14 protein-coding genes are annotated in these 15,015 nt (G+C 72.2%); 6 read left to right on the forward strand and 8 right to left on the reverse strand.

All coding sequences use genetic code 11. The features are described from left to right. Positions 1 to 26: 26 nt before the first annotated feature. Positions 27 to 1,070 (reverse strand): ABC transporter permease, encoded by a 1,044-nt coding sequence (locus tag ABD817_RS08840; RefSeq protein ID WP_344916887.1) that lies wholly within the window; start codon positions 1,068 to 1,070, stop codon positions 27 to 29. After that, positions 1,067 to 2,539, reverse strand: a complete 1,473-nt coding sequence (locus tag ABD817_RS08845; RefSeq protein WP_344916889.1) for a sugar ABC transporter ATP-binding protein — start codon at positions 2,537 to 2,539, stop codon at positions 1,067 to 1,069. The genes ABD817_RS08840 and ABD817_RS08845 overlap by 4 nt, the downstream gene beginning before the upstream one ends. A gap of 325 nt (positions 2,540 to 2,864) precedes the next feature. Between ABD817_RS08845 and ABD817_RS08850 the strand changes: the two genes are divergently transcribed. From ABD817_RS08850 to ABD817_RS08860, 3 genes are all read left to right on the forward strand, one after another. Then, the gene (locus ABD817_RS08850; RefSeq protein ID WP_344916891.1) at positions 2,865 to 4,055 is read left to right on the forward strand and encodes an ROK family protein; all 1,191 of its coding nucleotides are present in this window, start codon (positions 2,865 to 2,867) and stop codon (positions 4,053 to 4,055) included. Between the two features lie 203 nt (positions 4,056 to 4,258). After that, positions 4,259 to 4,762 carry a GNAT family N-acetyltransferase gene (locus ABD817_RS08855; protein WP_344916893.1) on the forward strand — a complete coding sequence of 168 codons (504 nt, stop codon included), beginning with the start codon at positions 4,259 to 4,261 and terminating at the stop codon, positions 4,760 to 4,762. 115 nt (positions 4,763 to 4,877) lie between these two features. Then, entirely contained in the window at positions 4,878 to 5,606 is a 729-nt protein-coding gene (locus tag ABD817_RS08860) for a hypothetical protein (RefSeq protein ID WP_344916895.1), read from the forward strand. A 74-nt stretch (positions 5,607 to 5,680) separates the two neighbouring features. On the opposite strand, the gene ABD817_RS08865 is transcribed toward ABD817_RS08860, so the two are convergent. The 5 genes from ABD817_RS08865 to ABD817_RS08885 form a co-directional block, all read right to left on the reverse strand. Beyond that, complete coding sequence (locus tag ABD817_RS08865) at positions 5,681 to 6,646, reverse strand: UDP-glucuronic acid decarboxylase family protein (protein ID WP_344916897.1); 966 nt, start codon at positions 6,644 to 6,646, stop codon at positions 5,681 to 5,683. Beyond that, entirely contained in the window at positions 6,643 to 7,683 is a 1,041-nt protein-coding gene (locus ABD817_RS08870; RefSeq protein ID WP_344916899.1) for a glycosyltransferase family 9 protein, read from the reverse strand. Before ABD817_RS08870 ends, ABD817_RS08865 begins: the two co-directional genes overlap by 4 nt. Before the next feature lie 34 nt (positions 7,684 to 7,717). Continuing rightward, positions 7,718 to 8,953: a glycosyltransferase family 9 protein gene (locus ABD817_RS08875; protein ID WP_344916901.1), complete on the reverse strand. Its 1,236-nt coding sequence runs from the start codon at positions 8,951 to 8,953 to the stop codon at positions 7,718 to 7,720. A gap of 402 nt (positions 8,954 to 9,355) precedes the next feature. Then, on the reverse strand, positions 9,356 to 9,826 hold the full coding sequence (locus ABD817_RS08880) for a cytidine/deoxycytidylate deaminase family protein (RefSeq protein WP_344916903.1): 471 nt from the start codon (positions 9,824 to 9,826) through the stop codon (positions 9,356 to 9,358). Positions 9,827 to 9,851: 25 nt separating this feature from the next. Next, positions 9,852 to 10,553 carry a RibD family protein gene (locus ABD817_RS08885; protein WP_344916905.1) on the reverse strand — a complete coding sequence of 234 codons (702 nt, stop codon included), beginning with the start codon at positions 10,551 to 10,553 and terminating at the stop codon, positions 9,852 to 9,854. 474 nt (positions 10,554 to 11,027) lie between these two features. Here ABD817_RS08885 and ABD817_RS08890 point away from each other — a divergent pair, with 474 nt between their 5' ends. The 3 genes from ABD817_RS08890 (at position 11,028) to ABD817_RS08900 (ending at position 13,513) form a co-directional block, all read left to right on the forward strand. Further along, positions 11,028 to 12,008 (forward strand): inorganic phosphate transporter, encoded by a 981-nt coding sequence (locus ABD817_RS08890; protein ID WP_344916907.1) that lies wholly within the window; start codon positions 11,028 to 11,030, stop codon positions 12,006 to 12,008. Further along, complete coding sequence (locus ABD817_RS08895; protein WP_344916909.1) at positions 12,005 to 12,664, forward strand: DUF47 domain-containing protein; 660 nt, start codon at positions 12,005 to 12,007, stop codon at positions 12,662 to 12,664. The genes ABD817_RS08890 and ABD817_RS08895 overlap by 4 nt, the downstream gene beginning before the upstream one ends. A gap of 183 nt (positions 12,665 to 12,847) precedes the next feature. Beyond that, a complete protein-coding gene (locus ABD817_RS08900) occupies positions 12,848 to 13,513 on the forward strand; it encodes an AIM24 family protein (protein WP_344916911.1) in 666 nt (221 codons plus the stop codon). Between the two features lie 169 nt (positions 13,514 to 13,682). Here ABD817_RS08900 and ABD817_RS08905 read toward each other — a convergent pair whose 3' ends face one another. Beyond that, a complete protein-coding gene (locus ABD817_RS08905; protein ID WP_344916913.1) occupies positions 13,683 to 14,951 on the reverse strand; it encodes a damage-control phosphatase ARMT1 family protein in 1,269 nt (422 codons plus the stop codon). Positions 14,952 to 15,015: the final 64 nt, after the last annotated feature.

The following is a 15,015-nucleotide window of genomic DNA, read 5'->3' on the forward strand; positions in this document are numbered from 1 at the left end:
CGGGATCCGCGGCCGGGCGTGGACGGTCATCGGGATCGCCTTTGGGCGGTACGGCGGGCGTAGACGGCCACGGCGGCGACGATGACCACGCCGCGGACCACGTCCTTGAAGAACGCGTTGACCTCCAGCTGGTTGAAGACGCTGTCGAGCACGGCGAGCAGCAGCACCCCGCCGACCGTCCCCGCGACCCCGCCCCGGCCCCCGGCCAGGGCCGTGCCGCCGAGGACCACCGCGGCGATCGACTCCAGGTCGTAGCCGCCGTCGGTGCCGACCGTGGGCGCGCCCGCGCCGAGCCTGCTCGCGAGCAGCAGCCCGGCGACGCCCGCGCAGACCGAGCACAGGACGTGCGCGGCGACGACGACCCTGCCGGTCCGCACGCCGGACAGCCGGGCCACCTCCTCGTCCCCGCCGACCGCGTAGATCCGGTATCCGAGCCTCGTACGGCGCAGCAGGAACCAGACGGCGACCGCGACGGCGGCCCAGAGCAGCGCCGAGACCGGGACCGGCCCGATCCTGTCGTAGCCGAGCCGCTGGAAGGACTCGGGCACGCTGCCCGCGGGCCCGTCGTAGAGGTGGTCCACGATCCCCTTGACGATCAGTGCCGTGCCGAGGGTCGCGATGAAGGCGTGGACGTGCAGCCGGGTGATGACCAGGCCGTTGACCAGCCCGATCAGCGCGCTCACCGCGAGCACCGCCGCGACGCCGGGGACGATCCCGCCGTCCTGCCCGGCCATGATCTCGGCCGCGACGAGCGAGGTGAGGCTGATCAGGTACGCCACCGACAGGTCCAGCGAGCCGACCAGGATCGCCAGCGTCTGCCCCACCGCGACGATGCCCAGCGCGGCCGAGCGCTGCTGGATGCCGACGACAGTCTCCAGCGTGAGGAAGTTCCCCCCGTCGAAGGCCACCAGCACCCACCCGACGAGCATGACCCCGGCCAGGGCCAGGTAGATGACCTGGGTCGAGCCGATGCGGCCCGCCAGGAGGCGCCGTCCACCGCCTCCCGGTGGGCGGGGGGCGGCGGGACCGGCCGTGCCGGTCACCGCGGCGGGGCGGACGCCGCCGGTCACGACGCCCCCTCGCCGGCTGCCAGGCGCATGACGGCCTCCTCGGAGGAACCCGCCGGGAGCGCCCCGGCGACGCGGCCGTCGCGCATCACGACGACGCGGTCGCTCATGCCGATCAGCTCGGGAAGCTCGGACGAGATCATCATGATCGCCATTCCGTCCTCCGCCAGGCCGCGCATCAGGTCGTGGATGGCGGCCTTGGCCCCCACGTCGACCCCGCGCGTGGGCTCGTCGAAGATCAGGACCTTCGGCGCCACGGTCATCCACTTGGCCAGCACGACCTTCTGCTGGTTGCCGCCGGACAGGTAGCGGACCTCCTGGTCGGGGCGGGGCGGGTGGAGCCGTACCGCCTCCAGGAGTTCGAGGACGCCGGTGCCGCCGGTCCCGCCGATCCGGCCGTCGTTGCCGATCCTGCGCACCGAGCGGGAGACGAGCAGGGCGTTGTCGCGTACGGACTGGCGCAGCGCGAGCCCTTCGGCCTTGCGGTCCTCGTTCACCAGGCCGATCCCGGCGGCCACGGCCTGCCGTACCGACACCGGCCGCAGCGGGCTCATCGTGCCGCGCGTGAACGGTTCGGCGCCGAAGAGGGCCTTGGCCAGCTCGGTACGGCCCGATCCCTGCAGTCCGGCCACCCCGAGGATCTCGCGTTCACGCAGTTCGAGGTCGATCCCGTCGAGCACGGCGTTGCCGCCGCCGCGCACGCTGAGCCGCACCTCCCCCGGCTCGGCGCCCCTGGCGGGAAAGTAGGTGCCGAGGTCGCGGCCGACCATCAGCCGGACCAGCTCGTCGGAGGTGATCCCGGCGGTGTCGGCGGTCCTGACCAGGGCGCCGTCCTTCAGGACCGTCACCCGGGTGGACAGGTCGAAGACCTCCTTCAGCCGGTGGGAGATGTAGAGGACGGCGATCCCCCGCTCACGCAGGCGGGCCACCAGCCGGTAGAGCAGTTCCACCTCGTGGTCGGCCAGCGCCGCCGTGGGCTCGTCCATCACGATGATCCGGGCGTCCTGGGAGAGCGCCTTGACGATCTCCACGACCTGCTGCTGGGCGATGGAGAGGTGGCGGACCAGGTCGCGGGAGGCGAAGGAGGTCTCGCCGAGTTCCTGGAGCAGCCGGGTGGTGGCGGTCTCCATCGCCTCCCGGTCGACGAGCCCCCGCCGGACGGGCTCGCGGCCCAGGAAGACGTTCTCGGCGACGCTGCGCTCGGGCAGCAGGTTGAACTCCTGGTAGATGATCGCGACCCCGGCGCGCTGGGCCTCGACCGGGTGGGCGAAGGAGACCGGGGCGCCGTCGATCTCGACGGTGCCCTCGTCCGGGGCGTGCACCCCGGCGAGGACCTTCATCAGCGTGGACTTTCCGGCGCCGTTCTCTCCGACGACCGCGTGCACCTCTCCGGCGGCGACGTCCAGATCGACCCCGCTCAGTACACGGACCCCGAGAAAGCTCTTGGCGATGCCGCGCATCCTCAGGATCATGGGGTTACCGTCCCCGGGTGAGGTCCGGCGGCGGGGAACCTCGTCGGGGGTGTCAGTGACGTCAGGGACAGGGGCGTCGGGGACAGGCGCGTCAAGGGCGTCAAAGGCGTCAGGGACAGGGCGAACACATCCGAAAAGCCGGTTCCGACGACACCGGATGGTAATTGATTCGTCGGTAACCGCCCGATTTCCTCCATGTTTCCGGATGCTAAAGCGCTCTTATGGCGATGGTCAAGCAAAAGGATGTCACCATTTGGCATAATGGGGCTGGTAGATGGCCTAAGTCGCTTTGACTCGGTGGAAACAAGGAGTGTTGACTGTGCGCATGCTTAGCGAAGCGAACGGTTCGAACGGTTCGATCGCCGGTGCGGGGGCGCTTCTCAACATCCTGCGTGACGGTCAGGCCAGAACGAGGGCCGAGTTGGTCCAGCTCACCGGGCTGGCCAGGTCCACCCTGGCCCAGCGTCTCGACGCGCTGCTGAGCCAACAGTGGATCATCCCGACGGAGGAGGCCATCTCCTCGGGAGGCCGTCCGGCCATCGCCTTCACGTTCAACCGCACCGCCCGCGTCGTCCTCTCCGCCGACCTCGGCGCCACCCACGCCCGGGTGGCGGTCACCGACCTCGGCACCACGGTCCTGGCCGAGCGCGCGGCCGAGGTGTCGATAGACCGCGGCCCCGAGGAGACGCTCGGCTGGCTCCAGCGCACCTTCGAGGAGATGCTCACCGAGACCGGCCACCGCCCGGACGAGATCTGCGGCATCGGCGTCGGTCTCCCCGGCCCGGTCGAGCACAGCTCGGGACGCCCGGTCAACCCGCCGATAATGCCTGGCTGGGATGGTTTCCCCGTCCCCGAGTGGCTCGGCTCGCGCCTCGGCGCCCCGGTGCTCGTCGACAACGACGTGAACATCATGGCGCTGGGCGAACACTGGGCCGCCCGCCCAGAGTCCGACCACCTCATCTTCGTCAAGATCGGCACCGGCATCGGCTGCGGCATCATCAGCGACCGCCGCCTGCACCGGGGCGCCCAGGGCGCGGCCGGTGACATCGGGCACATCCGCGTGGCCTCGGCCCTGGGCACCGTCTGCCGCTGCGGCAACGTCGGCTGCCTGGAGGCCGTCGCCAGTGGCGCCGCCATGGCCGCCAAACTCTCCGCGGACGGGGTGGAGGCCGAGGACAGCCGCGACGTGGTCCGCCTCGTACGCGGCGGCAACACCCACGCCGTGCAGCTCATCCGGCAGGCGGGCCGCGAGGTCGGCGACGTGCTCGCCTCGATCGTCAACTTCTTCAACCCCTCGGTGATAGTGGTCGGCGGCGACATCTCCGAGGCCGGGGAGCAGGTGCTCGCCGGTCTTCGCGAGGTCATCTACAGCCGGTCGCTCCCCCTCGCCACCCAGCACCTGACGATCACCGCCAGCGAACTGGGCGACCGCGCGGGCGTGATCGGCGCCGCCGTCATGGTCATCGAGCACGTGCTGGCTCCCGGCAGCGTCGACCGGTCCGTCTCCGCCGCTTGACCGGTCCGTGTCCGTCACCGCCGGCCGGTACGTGCCCGTGTCCACCGTCCGATCGGCCCATGTCAGTCACCGTCAGCCGGTGCGTACTCGTGGCCGCCGTCCGATCGGCCCGTACACGTCACCGTCGTCCGGTGGTGCGGGTTCGTCACCGCCGGTGACCGATCCCGCCGTCTGACCGGTGCTCGTGGGACACTCGTCCGACCATGAACGCCGAACCCGTAAGGACCGCCCGGCTCACGTTGGAGCCGCTCGCGGTGCACCACGCGGCCGAGATGGCCGAGGTGCTCGGTGATCCGGCCCTGCACGCCTTCATCGGCGGTTCGCCCGAGACCCCCCGCCAGCTCCGCGACCGCTATGCCCGCCTGGTCGCCGCCCCTCCCCCCGGCCGGGTCGAGTCGTGGCTCAACTGGGTGATCCGCCTCGACGACCCGGACGGCGGCTCGGACCGGCTGGTCGGCTACGTCCAGGCGACCGTCACCCGTGACCGCGCGGTCGTGGCCTGGGTCGTGGGGACCCCCTGGCAGGGCCGTGGCATCGCCGGAGAGGCGGCGGTCGCGCTCGTCGCCTGGCTCAGGGAGCACGGCACGGCCGTCATCGTCGCCACCATCCATCCCGACCACGCCGCCTCATCGGCCGTGGCCCGCCGCGCGGGCCTGTCGCCGACCGACGGCAGGGTGGACGGCGAGGTCGTCTGGAGATCCGGCTAGGCCCGGGAGCGGGTGTTCCCCGCGCGGGATCGGGACGGATCTGAGTAGGAATGCTCAGGGGCTGTTGAGTGCGCGCGCCCTCCCCGAATTTCGCGATCTTCGAAATCCTCAGATCATGAAATGGTGGATTTTCCTGGTCGCGCTCGTCACCACGGTGGTCGCGGCGTGGCTGCTCGTGTACGCCCACGTCCCGCTTTCCACGTTCCTGTCGCTCGGGCTCGGCGCGATCAGCCTCGTCTGGCTGATAGTGCTCCTCACCCTGCCGTGGAACCTCTACTTCGGGGCACGCCAGGTCGTCCACGAGATCCACGTTTCCAGGGAACGTGGCATCGCGGTGCCCGAGGGGCACGAGGCCGAGGCCCTGGAGATCGCCCGACGGATGCGCCGGTTCGCCATCGGCGGGCACATCGTCTCGGCGGCGCTCCTGGCGGTCATCACCTACTTCTCCGGCGCCTCGGTGGGTTACTACTTCGCCGGGTTCTACCTGCTGAGCACCGGCTTCCGCCCGGCGGGCGCCTACCTGTCCCACCTCCGTGAGCGGGTCACCACGCTGATGAGCGAGGCCCGCCACCCCCGTGAGGACATCGTCTCCCTCGTCGCCCGGGTGGACGGCCTGGCCGCCGAGGTGACCGCGCTGACCGAGGCCACCGAGCGGCTCCAGGGCGACACCGCGGCGCTCGGCGCCGACCTGCGGAACGGCGACGAGGTCCTGGAGCGCACGATCACCGGTCTCGCCCGGCGTTTCGAGGACACGGTGGACGGCCTCACCGACAACCACGAGGTCATCACCGGGCTCAAGGCCTTCCTGCGCCTCGTCCGCGCCGACGCCCACGGCCACGCCTGACCGCCGTTCCGCGTACGACGGAAAAGCGGGGGTGGGAGGGGAAGCGGGAAGCGGGAAGCGGGAAGGGACGCCTCTCAGTGGGGGATCAGTTCCCGCGACGCGCTGAGCTCCCGCGTGAACCAGGTGACGGTGCGGCGCAGTCCCTCGATGACGTCGACCTCCGGCCGCCACCCCAGTGCGGAGACGGCGAGGGAGATGTCGGGGCGGCGGACCTCGGGGTCGTCCACGGGACGGCCGACGAAGCGGATCGGCGACTCGGAGCCGGTCAGCCGACGGACCGTCTCGGCCAGGGCGAGCACGGTCAGCTCGGTGGGATTGCCGATGTTGACCGGTCCGGTGAGCTCGCCTCCGGCCAGGGCCAGGATCCCCTCGACGGTGTCGTCGACGTAGCACACCGACCGGGTCTGCCCGCCGTCTCCGGCCACCGTGATCGGCTCACCGCGCAACGCCTGGCGTACGAAGGTGGGAATGGCCCGGCCGTCGTAGGGCCGCATCCTGGGCCCGTAGGTGTTGAAGATCCGCACGATCGCGGTGTCGACGCCGTGCCGGGTCCGGTACGCGGTCGTCAGCGCCTCGGCGAACCGCTTGGCCTCGTCGTAGACGCTGCGCGGCCCGACCGGGTTGACGTTGCCCCAGTAGGTCTCGCGCTGCGGGTGCTCCAGCGGGTCGCCGTACACCTCGCTGGTGGAGGCGAGCACGAGCCGGGCGTCCTTCTCCCTGGCCAGCCCCAGGGCGTGCAGCGTGCCGAGGCTACCCGCCTTCAGCGTCTCGATCGGGTGGCGCAGGTAGTCCACCGGCGAGGCCGCGGAGGCGAGGTGCAACACCAGGTCCACCGCGCCGGGCACGTGTACGAGATCGGTGACGTCGCACTCCACCAGCCGGAAGGCGGGCAGCCCGACCAGGTGCTCGACGTTGCGCGGCGAGCCGGTCAGGAAGTTGTCCAGGCAGACCACCTCCGCCCCCTCGGCCAGCAGGCGCTCGCACAGATGCGACCCCACGAACCCGGCGCCGCCGGTCACCACCACCCGCCGCCCGTTCATCGCACCCCCACCTCCGTCAACCGCGCCGCGGCGTCGAGGACGTCCCGGACGCCGATCTCCAGCAGGCCGGGATCGGGCCGGTACGCGTAGGGGTCGCCGAGACCCCCGGCCCACAGGACGGTGTGCGGTCCCGTTCGCGGGGGTCCCCACCGCGCGGGGGCCACGGGACCGAACAACACCACGGAGGGCGTGACGAAGGCGGCCGCCAGGTGGGCCACCCCGGTGTCGCCGCAGATCACCAGCCGGGCCCTCGCCACCAGCGCGGCCAGTTCGAGCGGCCCGGTGCGCCCGGCGAGCACGGACGTGGACGGCAGCCCGGCGAGCAGCGCCACCCGCTCGGCGAGGGCACGCTCCTTCTCGCTCCCGGTGACCACGACCTCGTGCCCGTTGCCGCGCAGTTCCGCGGCCACGAGCGCGAACCGCTCCGGTGGCCAGCGCCTGGCCGGGTACGCGGCTCCCGGGTGGATGACGACCGGCCGCGACCCCCCGTCACCGAGATGGGGGCGCTCCAGCTCCAGATCGGCGGGATCGGCCTCGATGCCGTACCAGCCGAGCAGGTCGCACCAGCGCCGCACCTCGTGCACGTCGTCCGGCCACTCCGGTCCGTACGCGTCGGGGAAGGCGGGGTGCCCGTGGGTGAGCAGCCGCGCCGGGCCGGTGCGGTGGAGCGCGGCGATGCCGTGCGGGCCGCCGCCGTGCAGGTTGACGGCGACGTCGACGCTCCGGCCGAGCGGCGGCACGTGACCGGGGCCCGACACGTCGCACACCTCGTCCACCCCGCCGATCAGCGGCACCAGGGGTGCCAGCGCGGAGGGCGTGGCCAGCACGATCCGGTGGCCGGGGTGGGAGCGCCGCAGGGCGCGCAGGGCGGGAACCACGGTGAGCAGGTCCCCCAGCCCCAGCCCGCGCAGCACCACCATGACCGGCCGGTCCTCCACGGGTCCCGCGACGTCGGCACTCCGCCCTCCGGCATCGGCGTCGGTGTCGGTGTCGGCCTCGATGGGGCTCGCGTGGCCGGGTACCGGGGGGACGCTCATCCGACTTCCTCTTTCGCGAGCATCGGGGCGATCCTCATGTGACGGCCTCTTTCACGAACGTCAGGCGGTCGACCGCCTCGACGACCTGTGCGCTCGACACCGACGACAGGCACGGGTGACCGGCGACCGGGCAGGTCCCGGCCCGCGTCCCCCCGCAGGGAGCCTGCTGGTCGCCGAGGATCACGGTCGGCACCCCGTACGGCGCCCAGCGCCCGGCGGGGACCACGGGGGCGAAGAGGCTGACGACCGGCGTGCCGACCGCCGCCGCGAGGTGGGCGGGACCGGCGTCGGCGACGACCACCGCGCACGCTCCTTCGAGCACCGCGGCGAGTTCGGGAAAGGTCGTCCTGCCGCCCAGATCGACGACGGACCTTCCGCCGTGCCCGCCCGGCCGCCCGCCGCGCGGAGCCGAGGTGCCGTCCGGGCCCCGGCCGCCCGTCGCGGCGGACTCCCCGTCGACCCAGCCCTCGGTGAAGGCGGGCTCGTCCACCTCCCAGCCGCGCAGGCGGACGGGACCGCCTCCCATCCAGCCGCCCGCGAAGAGGGGGCCCGGCGACAGGCCGTGCTGCCCGGCGCCGGAGGCGATCCGCGCGGTGAGTCCCCGCTCGTCCTGGCCGCCGGTCACCACGACCCTGCGGCCCGAGCGGACCAGGTCGTGGACCGCGCGTGCCCAGTTCTCCTCCGGCCACGCCCTGGCCGGGAGTGACACGCCGGGGTGCAGGACCACGTAGCCCGGCGCCCCCGTGAGGTGGCCGACGTCGGGAAGCGGGTGCCGTACGGCGAGACCGCCCGGATCCCCCTCGGGGAGTTCGAATCCCGCCGCCCCGGCCAGCCCGAGCATGCGCTCGGGCTCCGGCACGTCCACGTCCTCGTCGACGACGTGCCGCACGTCGAGCAGCGAGCCGGGATAGTCGGCGGAGATCGCGGCGATCCTCGGCGTACCCGCCAGCCTGAGCAGCAGGGCCAGCGGCAGCGGAGACTGGTGGAGCGAGGTGAGGATCAGCGCCTGCTCGGGGGCCACGTCACGGATGACGCGCAGCAACCTCAGGACGTGCGGGCTGGTCACGGGTGGCGCGGCGGGGTCGATCCACGGCGTGCGCCACTCCACCACCCGCGACACCCCCGGCAGCAGCTCGGCGGCGGCCCGGCCGTACGGCCCGGTCATCAGCACGACCTCCCGCGCGCCCGCGGCCACCGCGCGGATCGCGGGACCCGCCAGCAGGACGTCGCCCGCTCTGTCCGTACGGGCGACGAGGACGGTGCCGGTCATCATCGCTCCCCGGGCCGCGTCACGACAGCGGTGGTCTCCCCGTTGACCACGGAACCGGCCGACGGATCATGAAATATCGCGTTTTTTCCGAGAAATCCCACGGTGCTCGGCCTCTCATTCGATATCTAATGACTACCGAGAGGAGCGACCACACAAACCGAAAAATCGCATATAAGCGCAGTTGAGAGGATTATGCGATTACTTTTGTCACTATAAGTAATCATTCTCATGATTATCTGGCCCGTTGATCGGGTAACGAGGCGGTTCACCGCGACGGTGATCTCCCCCACGAGACCGAACGGCTCCAGACGACCAGGCGACCGGACGACCGGGGTGATCCGGACGGCCCGAACGGTCAGTTGGCCAGGGGGCCCGTACGGGACAGGGCGCCCAAGGAGACGGTCAGCCAGGGAGGCCGGGGAAGCCAGGAAAGCCGGGGAGAAGGTGGGCGTTGGGTTCGCGGGCGCGGTCGGCCAGCTCGGGGATCTCCAGCACGGTCACCCCGGCCGCCGCGAGTTCCTCGGCCCCGTGACAGTCGACGAAGACCAGCGGCTCGCGCCACGCCATCACCACGCGCCGGACACCGCTGTCCAGGATCAGGCGGGTGCAGGTCCTGGGACGCGACCTGCGCACGCTGCACGGCTCCAGGCTGCTGTAGACCGTGGCACCGGCCAGCCGGGGATCGTCCGGGGAGATCTTGCCGAGCGCCGACTCCTCCGCGTGGACCGTCGGATCGCCCTCCCGCGAGTATCCCCGGGAGATCTCCTCGCCGTCGGCGGAGACGACCACGGCGCCGACCGAGAAGGCCGTCTCCGAGGGCGGGCACGACCTCGCCAGGTCGCACGCCAGCTCCAGCCAGTCGCGGTCGCTCATCCCGGCCTCCCCCGTGGACGGCATGTCAGGCCAGCCGGTAGCGCAGGAGGGTGACGTCGCCCATCTTGCGGACCTCCGCCAGGTCCATCCTGCGACGGCGGTCACGGGGGAAGTCCCCGCCGAGCACGAAACGCGGGGCGGCGGGGTCGCCGACGAAGAACGGGGCGACGACGAGGTGGAGCTCGTCCACGAGGTCCTCCCGCAGGAAGCGCGTGTGGACGGAGGTGCCGCCCTCGACCATCAGGCGGCGCACCCCCCGCCCGCGCAGGTCCGAGAGGACGCGGCCGAGCCCGGCCGCGTCACCCGGGTCGCCGGGCGCACCCGGATCACCGGCGTCGACCACCTCGGCGACCCCGCCGAGACGGTCGGCGAGCTTCGCCACGGCCGCCGGCGCGGCGTACACGATCTTCTCCGCGTCACCGGCGGTGAAGAAGGCGGCGCCCGGGTCGAGGTCACCGGTGGCGGTCAGCGTCACCTTCGCGGGAGACGGCGGCAGGCCGCGCGCGGCACGCTCCCGCGCGCGCTCCGGTGACCTGACCAGGAGCCGGGGATCGTCGCGGCGGACGGTGCCCGCCCCGACCAGGATCGCGTCGCAGGTGGCGCGGACCGCGTCGACCCGGTCGAAATCCTCGTCGTTGGAGAGCAGGAGCCTGTTCGGGGAGGCGTCGTCGATGTATCCGTCGACGGACATCGCGCAGCTCAGCAGCACGTACGGGCGCTCGCCCACCCTTCACCTCCCCGGTCGGGCACCGGCCGATCGTAACAACCTCCGCCCCGACCGCTCGCGGCGAGGCCCGCCCTCGCGCGTCCCGCCCGGGGATCTCCGCCGATCGCGTCCCGGCGAACACGGGATGTCATCTGCAGGTCGGCGGCAATTCCCCGACTGTTTACCCTCTGTTAACCTAAAACTGAAGCTTTCCAAATGAAGGGGCATAAATGCGTGCGAGTTCCTTGAGACGTGGTCACGGACGCCTTCCCGGCCCGCTCCGCCCTCCTCGCGGACCGACCGGCCACCGCCCCCACGACACCGGCGCCTCGCACGCCCGCGCCACCCGCACAGCCCACGCCCTCAGCACAGCCCGCGCGGGTCTCGCGGGTCGCGTGGCCCGCGCCTCCCAGGGCGAGGGAGAGGCGTGACGGCGAGCCACCCGGCACACGAGTGCCGCGCGGACGCGGGGTACGGACGGCGGTACCACCTCTGATGGGGTGGACCCTGGCGTTCGCCGCCGTGGCGATCCTCTTCGTGCTGGCCAGCGGGGCCAACGACGGCGCCACCATCATCGGTCTCGGGCTCAGGTTCCCCCGCTCCCCCGGCTGGGCGGTCACCGTGCTCCTCGTGGCCGTGCTCTTCGCCGTCCCGTACCTCCTGGGGGTCGCGGTCGCGCGCACGTTCACCGAGCGGCTGGCCGGGCTCGGGACGAGCGGCGGCGCGGCGGCGTTCCTGGTGGGAGTGGTGATCGCGGTCGCGGTGGTCGCGGTGCTGACCGGCAGGGGCCTGCCGACCAGCCTCACCCTCGCGGTGATCGGCGGTATCAGCGGCGCGGGACTCGGCGCCGGGCTCCCCGTCTCGTGGGGGGACCTGGGCGTCGTCCTGGCGATCGGGGCCTGCGCGCCCCTGGCCGGGCTGACCCTGGGCTACCTGCTGGGGGCCGTGTCGCACCGCGTGCCGTCCTACCGCCGCATGCCGCGGCTGGTGTTCACCACCCACCTGCTGGCCTACTCGGCCCAGTGCGTGGCGTACGCGGTGAACGACGGCCAGAAGATGATCGCGGTGGTGAGCGTGGCGATCGGCGTGAGCCGCGACGGGCTCGGCGGGGTGGGGCCCGTCGAGGTGCCGCCGGTGTGGATGGCCGCCCTCGTGGTGCTCTTCCTCGCCGGTGCCCTGGCGAGCCTGATCCGCGTCGGAGGACGGCTGGGCCGCGGGGTGGTCATCACCCGCCCGCTGCACATCGTCTCCGCCGAGACCGCGGCCACCGGCGCCGTACTCGGCAGTTCGGCCCTGGGAAGCCCGGTGAGCATGACCCAGTCGATCACCGCGGGGGTGGTCGGCGCGGCGACGAGTGAGGGAGCGAGGAGAGTGCGATGGCAGGGAGTCGTGAACGTGGGTACGGCGTGGCTGGTCACGCTGCCGTCGTCGATGGCGCTGGGCTGTCTCGGCGGTCTCGCGCTGAGGCTGATGTGAAGCGCGCCAAGGGACGGCCCCGGAGGTTCGCGCGCGCCTGGGACGACCTGCGCGGCCGGTCCGGGCGGCGGATCGTCGGGCTGGTACGGGACCAGGTCGCCATCGCGCGGGCGGGGGCCGAGCTGGCCCGCTCGGTCGCGTCCGGCGAGATCGAGCGGTCGGCGGCGCGTGCCCGGATGGCCGACGTGGAGCACGAGGGGGACGAGGCCAGGGCCGAGCTGGTACGGATCCTGCGGCGGGTGCTGGCGACCCCCATCGACAGGGAGGACCTGTTCAGGCTCTCCCGTTCGATCGACGACGTGCTGGACCAGCTGCGCGACCACGTGCGCGAGATCGACCTGTTCGGGCCGGAGGATCTGCGGTTCGCGGCCGAGCCGCTGCGGGCGGTGATCGACGGCCTCGACGAGCTGGAGGGCGCCGTGCTGAAGGTGATCGACGACCCGGCCTCGGTCACCGTGGCCGTGCTGGCCACGCGCAAGGCGTGCAGCCGCGTCCGCCAGCTCTACCAGGCCCGGCTCGCCGAGTTGTTCGCCGGGCCGCTGGACATGGACACCCTGCGCAGGCGCGAGCTGCTGTCGCGGCTCGACGCGGTGGGCCGACGGCTGGGCGAGGCCGCCGACGCGCTCGCGGACGCGATGCTCAAGCGGAGCCACTGAGAACGGCCCAAAACGTCGCATCCAGGCACCGCGTCCAGGCGCTGCGGGGACGCGGCGCGGGCGCTCGGGCGGGGGGCACCGGAATCCGCCGGAACGGCGGGCGGGAACTCCCGCGCGGCCGGGTTCGTCCTTCAGGTGCGATCATCCACCGTGCGACATCCCTGACGCTGAGAGGCATCTCCCGTGCGTAGCTCGTTCTTCGGCAACCTCGACCAGGATCGGCTCCCCGATCACTTCGCCCTGCAGAACTCCAAGATGCTGCGGGTGCGGCTGGGCGGGGAGGTGCTGGCCCGGCAGGGGGCGATGGTCGCGTTCCAGGGGCAGATGGATTTCGACTACGAGGGCGCGGGGAGCGTCGGCCGCTTCCTGAAGAAGATGGTCTCCGGGGAGGGCGCGCCGCTGATGCGCGTCCGCGGGCAGGGCGTGATCTTCTTCGCCGACAACGCCACCGACGTGCACCTGTTCTACCTGGAGGACGAGGCGCTCACCGTCAACGGCACCAACCTGCTCGCCTTCGACCCGCAGCTCACCTGGGACATCCAGCGCGTCCAGGGCGCGGGCGTCGCCACCGGCGGCCTGTTCAACACCACGCTCAAGGGCACCGGCTGGGTGGCGGTCACCGCGCACGGCGCCCCCGTGCTCCTCGACACCTCCCAGGCGCCGACCTTCGCCGACGGCCAGTCCGCGGTGTGCTGGAGCGCGGGTTTGCACGTGGGCGTCAACCGCACGATGAAGGCGGGGGCGATGATCGGGCGAGGCAGCGGCGAGGCCCTGCAGCTCGCGTTCCAGGGAGAGGGCTTCGTCCTCGTCCAGGCGAGCGAGGGCCCGATCGTCCCCCAGTCCGGCTGACCCGGTCTCCTGGGACCTGTTTTGTGGATCTTCGCCGTAGCGAGGATCGGCCAGATGGATGCCCCGCAAGGCGGAGGAGGAGCTCATAACGGAGTTATGGGCGACGACGACAACGCGGCGGGGTGCCATCTGGGCGACCGCAGTAGGCGAAAGATCCACAAAACAGGTCCTATGGCCTGACCTGGATGAGACCGTGGGCGCCGGTGGTCAGCCAGGGGCTGCCGGTGGCCTCCAGGGCCTTGACCACATCGCCGTCCAGGCCGACCGCTACCTCGGACTTGAGGGTGCGCAGCGTCGCGACCGGGCCGGGGAAGTACGCGGTCGCCTCGGCGAACGGGGTGGTGTGCGGCCAGGCCCTGTCGCCGACGAGGCGGCGGTAGTTCAGGTCACCCTTCATGATCGTCAGCGACGCGGACGCGAAGTCCTCCCGCAGGCCGAACGGCATCTCGCGGTAGGGCAGGGGCGCGCAGGAGAAGGCGTGCGCCCGCACGAGCAGCCGCCCCGACCCGAGCGCCGCCCGCAGCCGCCCCGCGACCTCTCCCGCCTCGCCGCCCGCGGCCGACATCCGCCGCAGGCAGGCCAGGACGTCGGCCGGGGTGGCGTCGGACATGTAGTACGGCAGGGGCTTGACGTGCAGGACGACCTCGCCGGTCCCCCGGGCGTGCAGCAGGTGGTCGATCAGGACGAGGTCGGGCAGCAGCTCGCTCCCGGCGTTGTCCGCGACGAGGCAGATGCGCGCGGCACCCCCGCGACCGGCGTCCCCGGGGACGTCCGAGACGTCCAAGCCACTCGGAACACCCGGGACACCGGTCTCGTCGCCGCCGACGAGTGACCACAGGAGCGCGCTGTCGTCGGCGACCAACCCGGGCTCCCGCCCGGCGAGCTCGGGACCGGCCACCCGGAACACGAGGTCGGCCCGGTTCCCCCACAGCGCCCTCAGGGTCAGCGCCTGGGCCCGTTCGGCGGAGGGCAGCGCGGCCAGCGTGTCGAGCTCGCGGAGCTCCTCGTCCACGGCCGCGCCGAGCAACTCGGCCTGCTTGAAGGGCTCGAACGGGTCGACGCCCCGCCACGGGCCGGGCCCGAAGTAGCCGACCGCGGACAGGAGCCTGCGGTAGAAGTAACTCTCCGCCCACAGGAACGGCGCGTCGTACCATCGCCGCCCGATGTGGCCCCGGTCCCAGCTCTCCCACAGGTCGCGGTCGTGCGCGGTGTCCCCCAGCGGCTCGATGACCCCCTCGATCTCCTCCAGCAGCTGGTCAAGCGCCCGGTTCACGTGGATGTCGTACGGCGTGGCGGCGCGGACCCTCTCGATCAGGACGGGGTGCCGTTCATGAAGAACCCGCCACGGATAGGAGCCGGGGACGTCGCTCAGGAACTCCGGCGGATCGTACGGCGCCACGGGCCTTCCGGACCCCTGCCGGGGATCACCGTCTGCCATTTCCGACTCCTTTTTGACGCGGGACGACTCTTGTTATGAAATATGTTTAGCTAGAGCGAACAGG

Origin of the sequence: Streptosporangium oxazolinicum, assembly GCF_039537505.1 — a bacterium.
In the GTDB taxonomy this organism is placed as follows: Bacteria; Actinomycetota; Actinomycetes; order Streptosporangiales; family Streptosporangiaceae; genus Streptosporangium; species Streptosporangium oxazolinicum.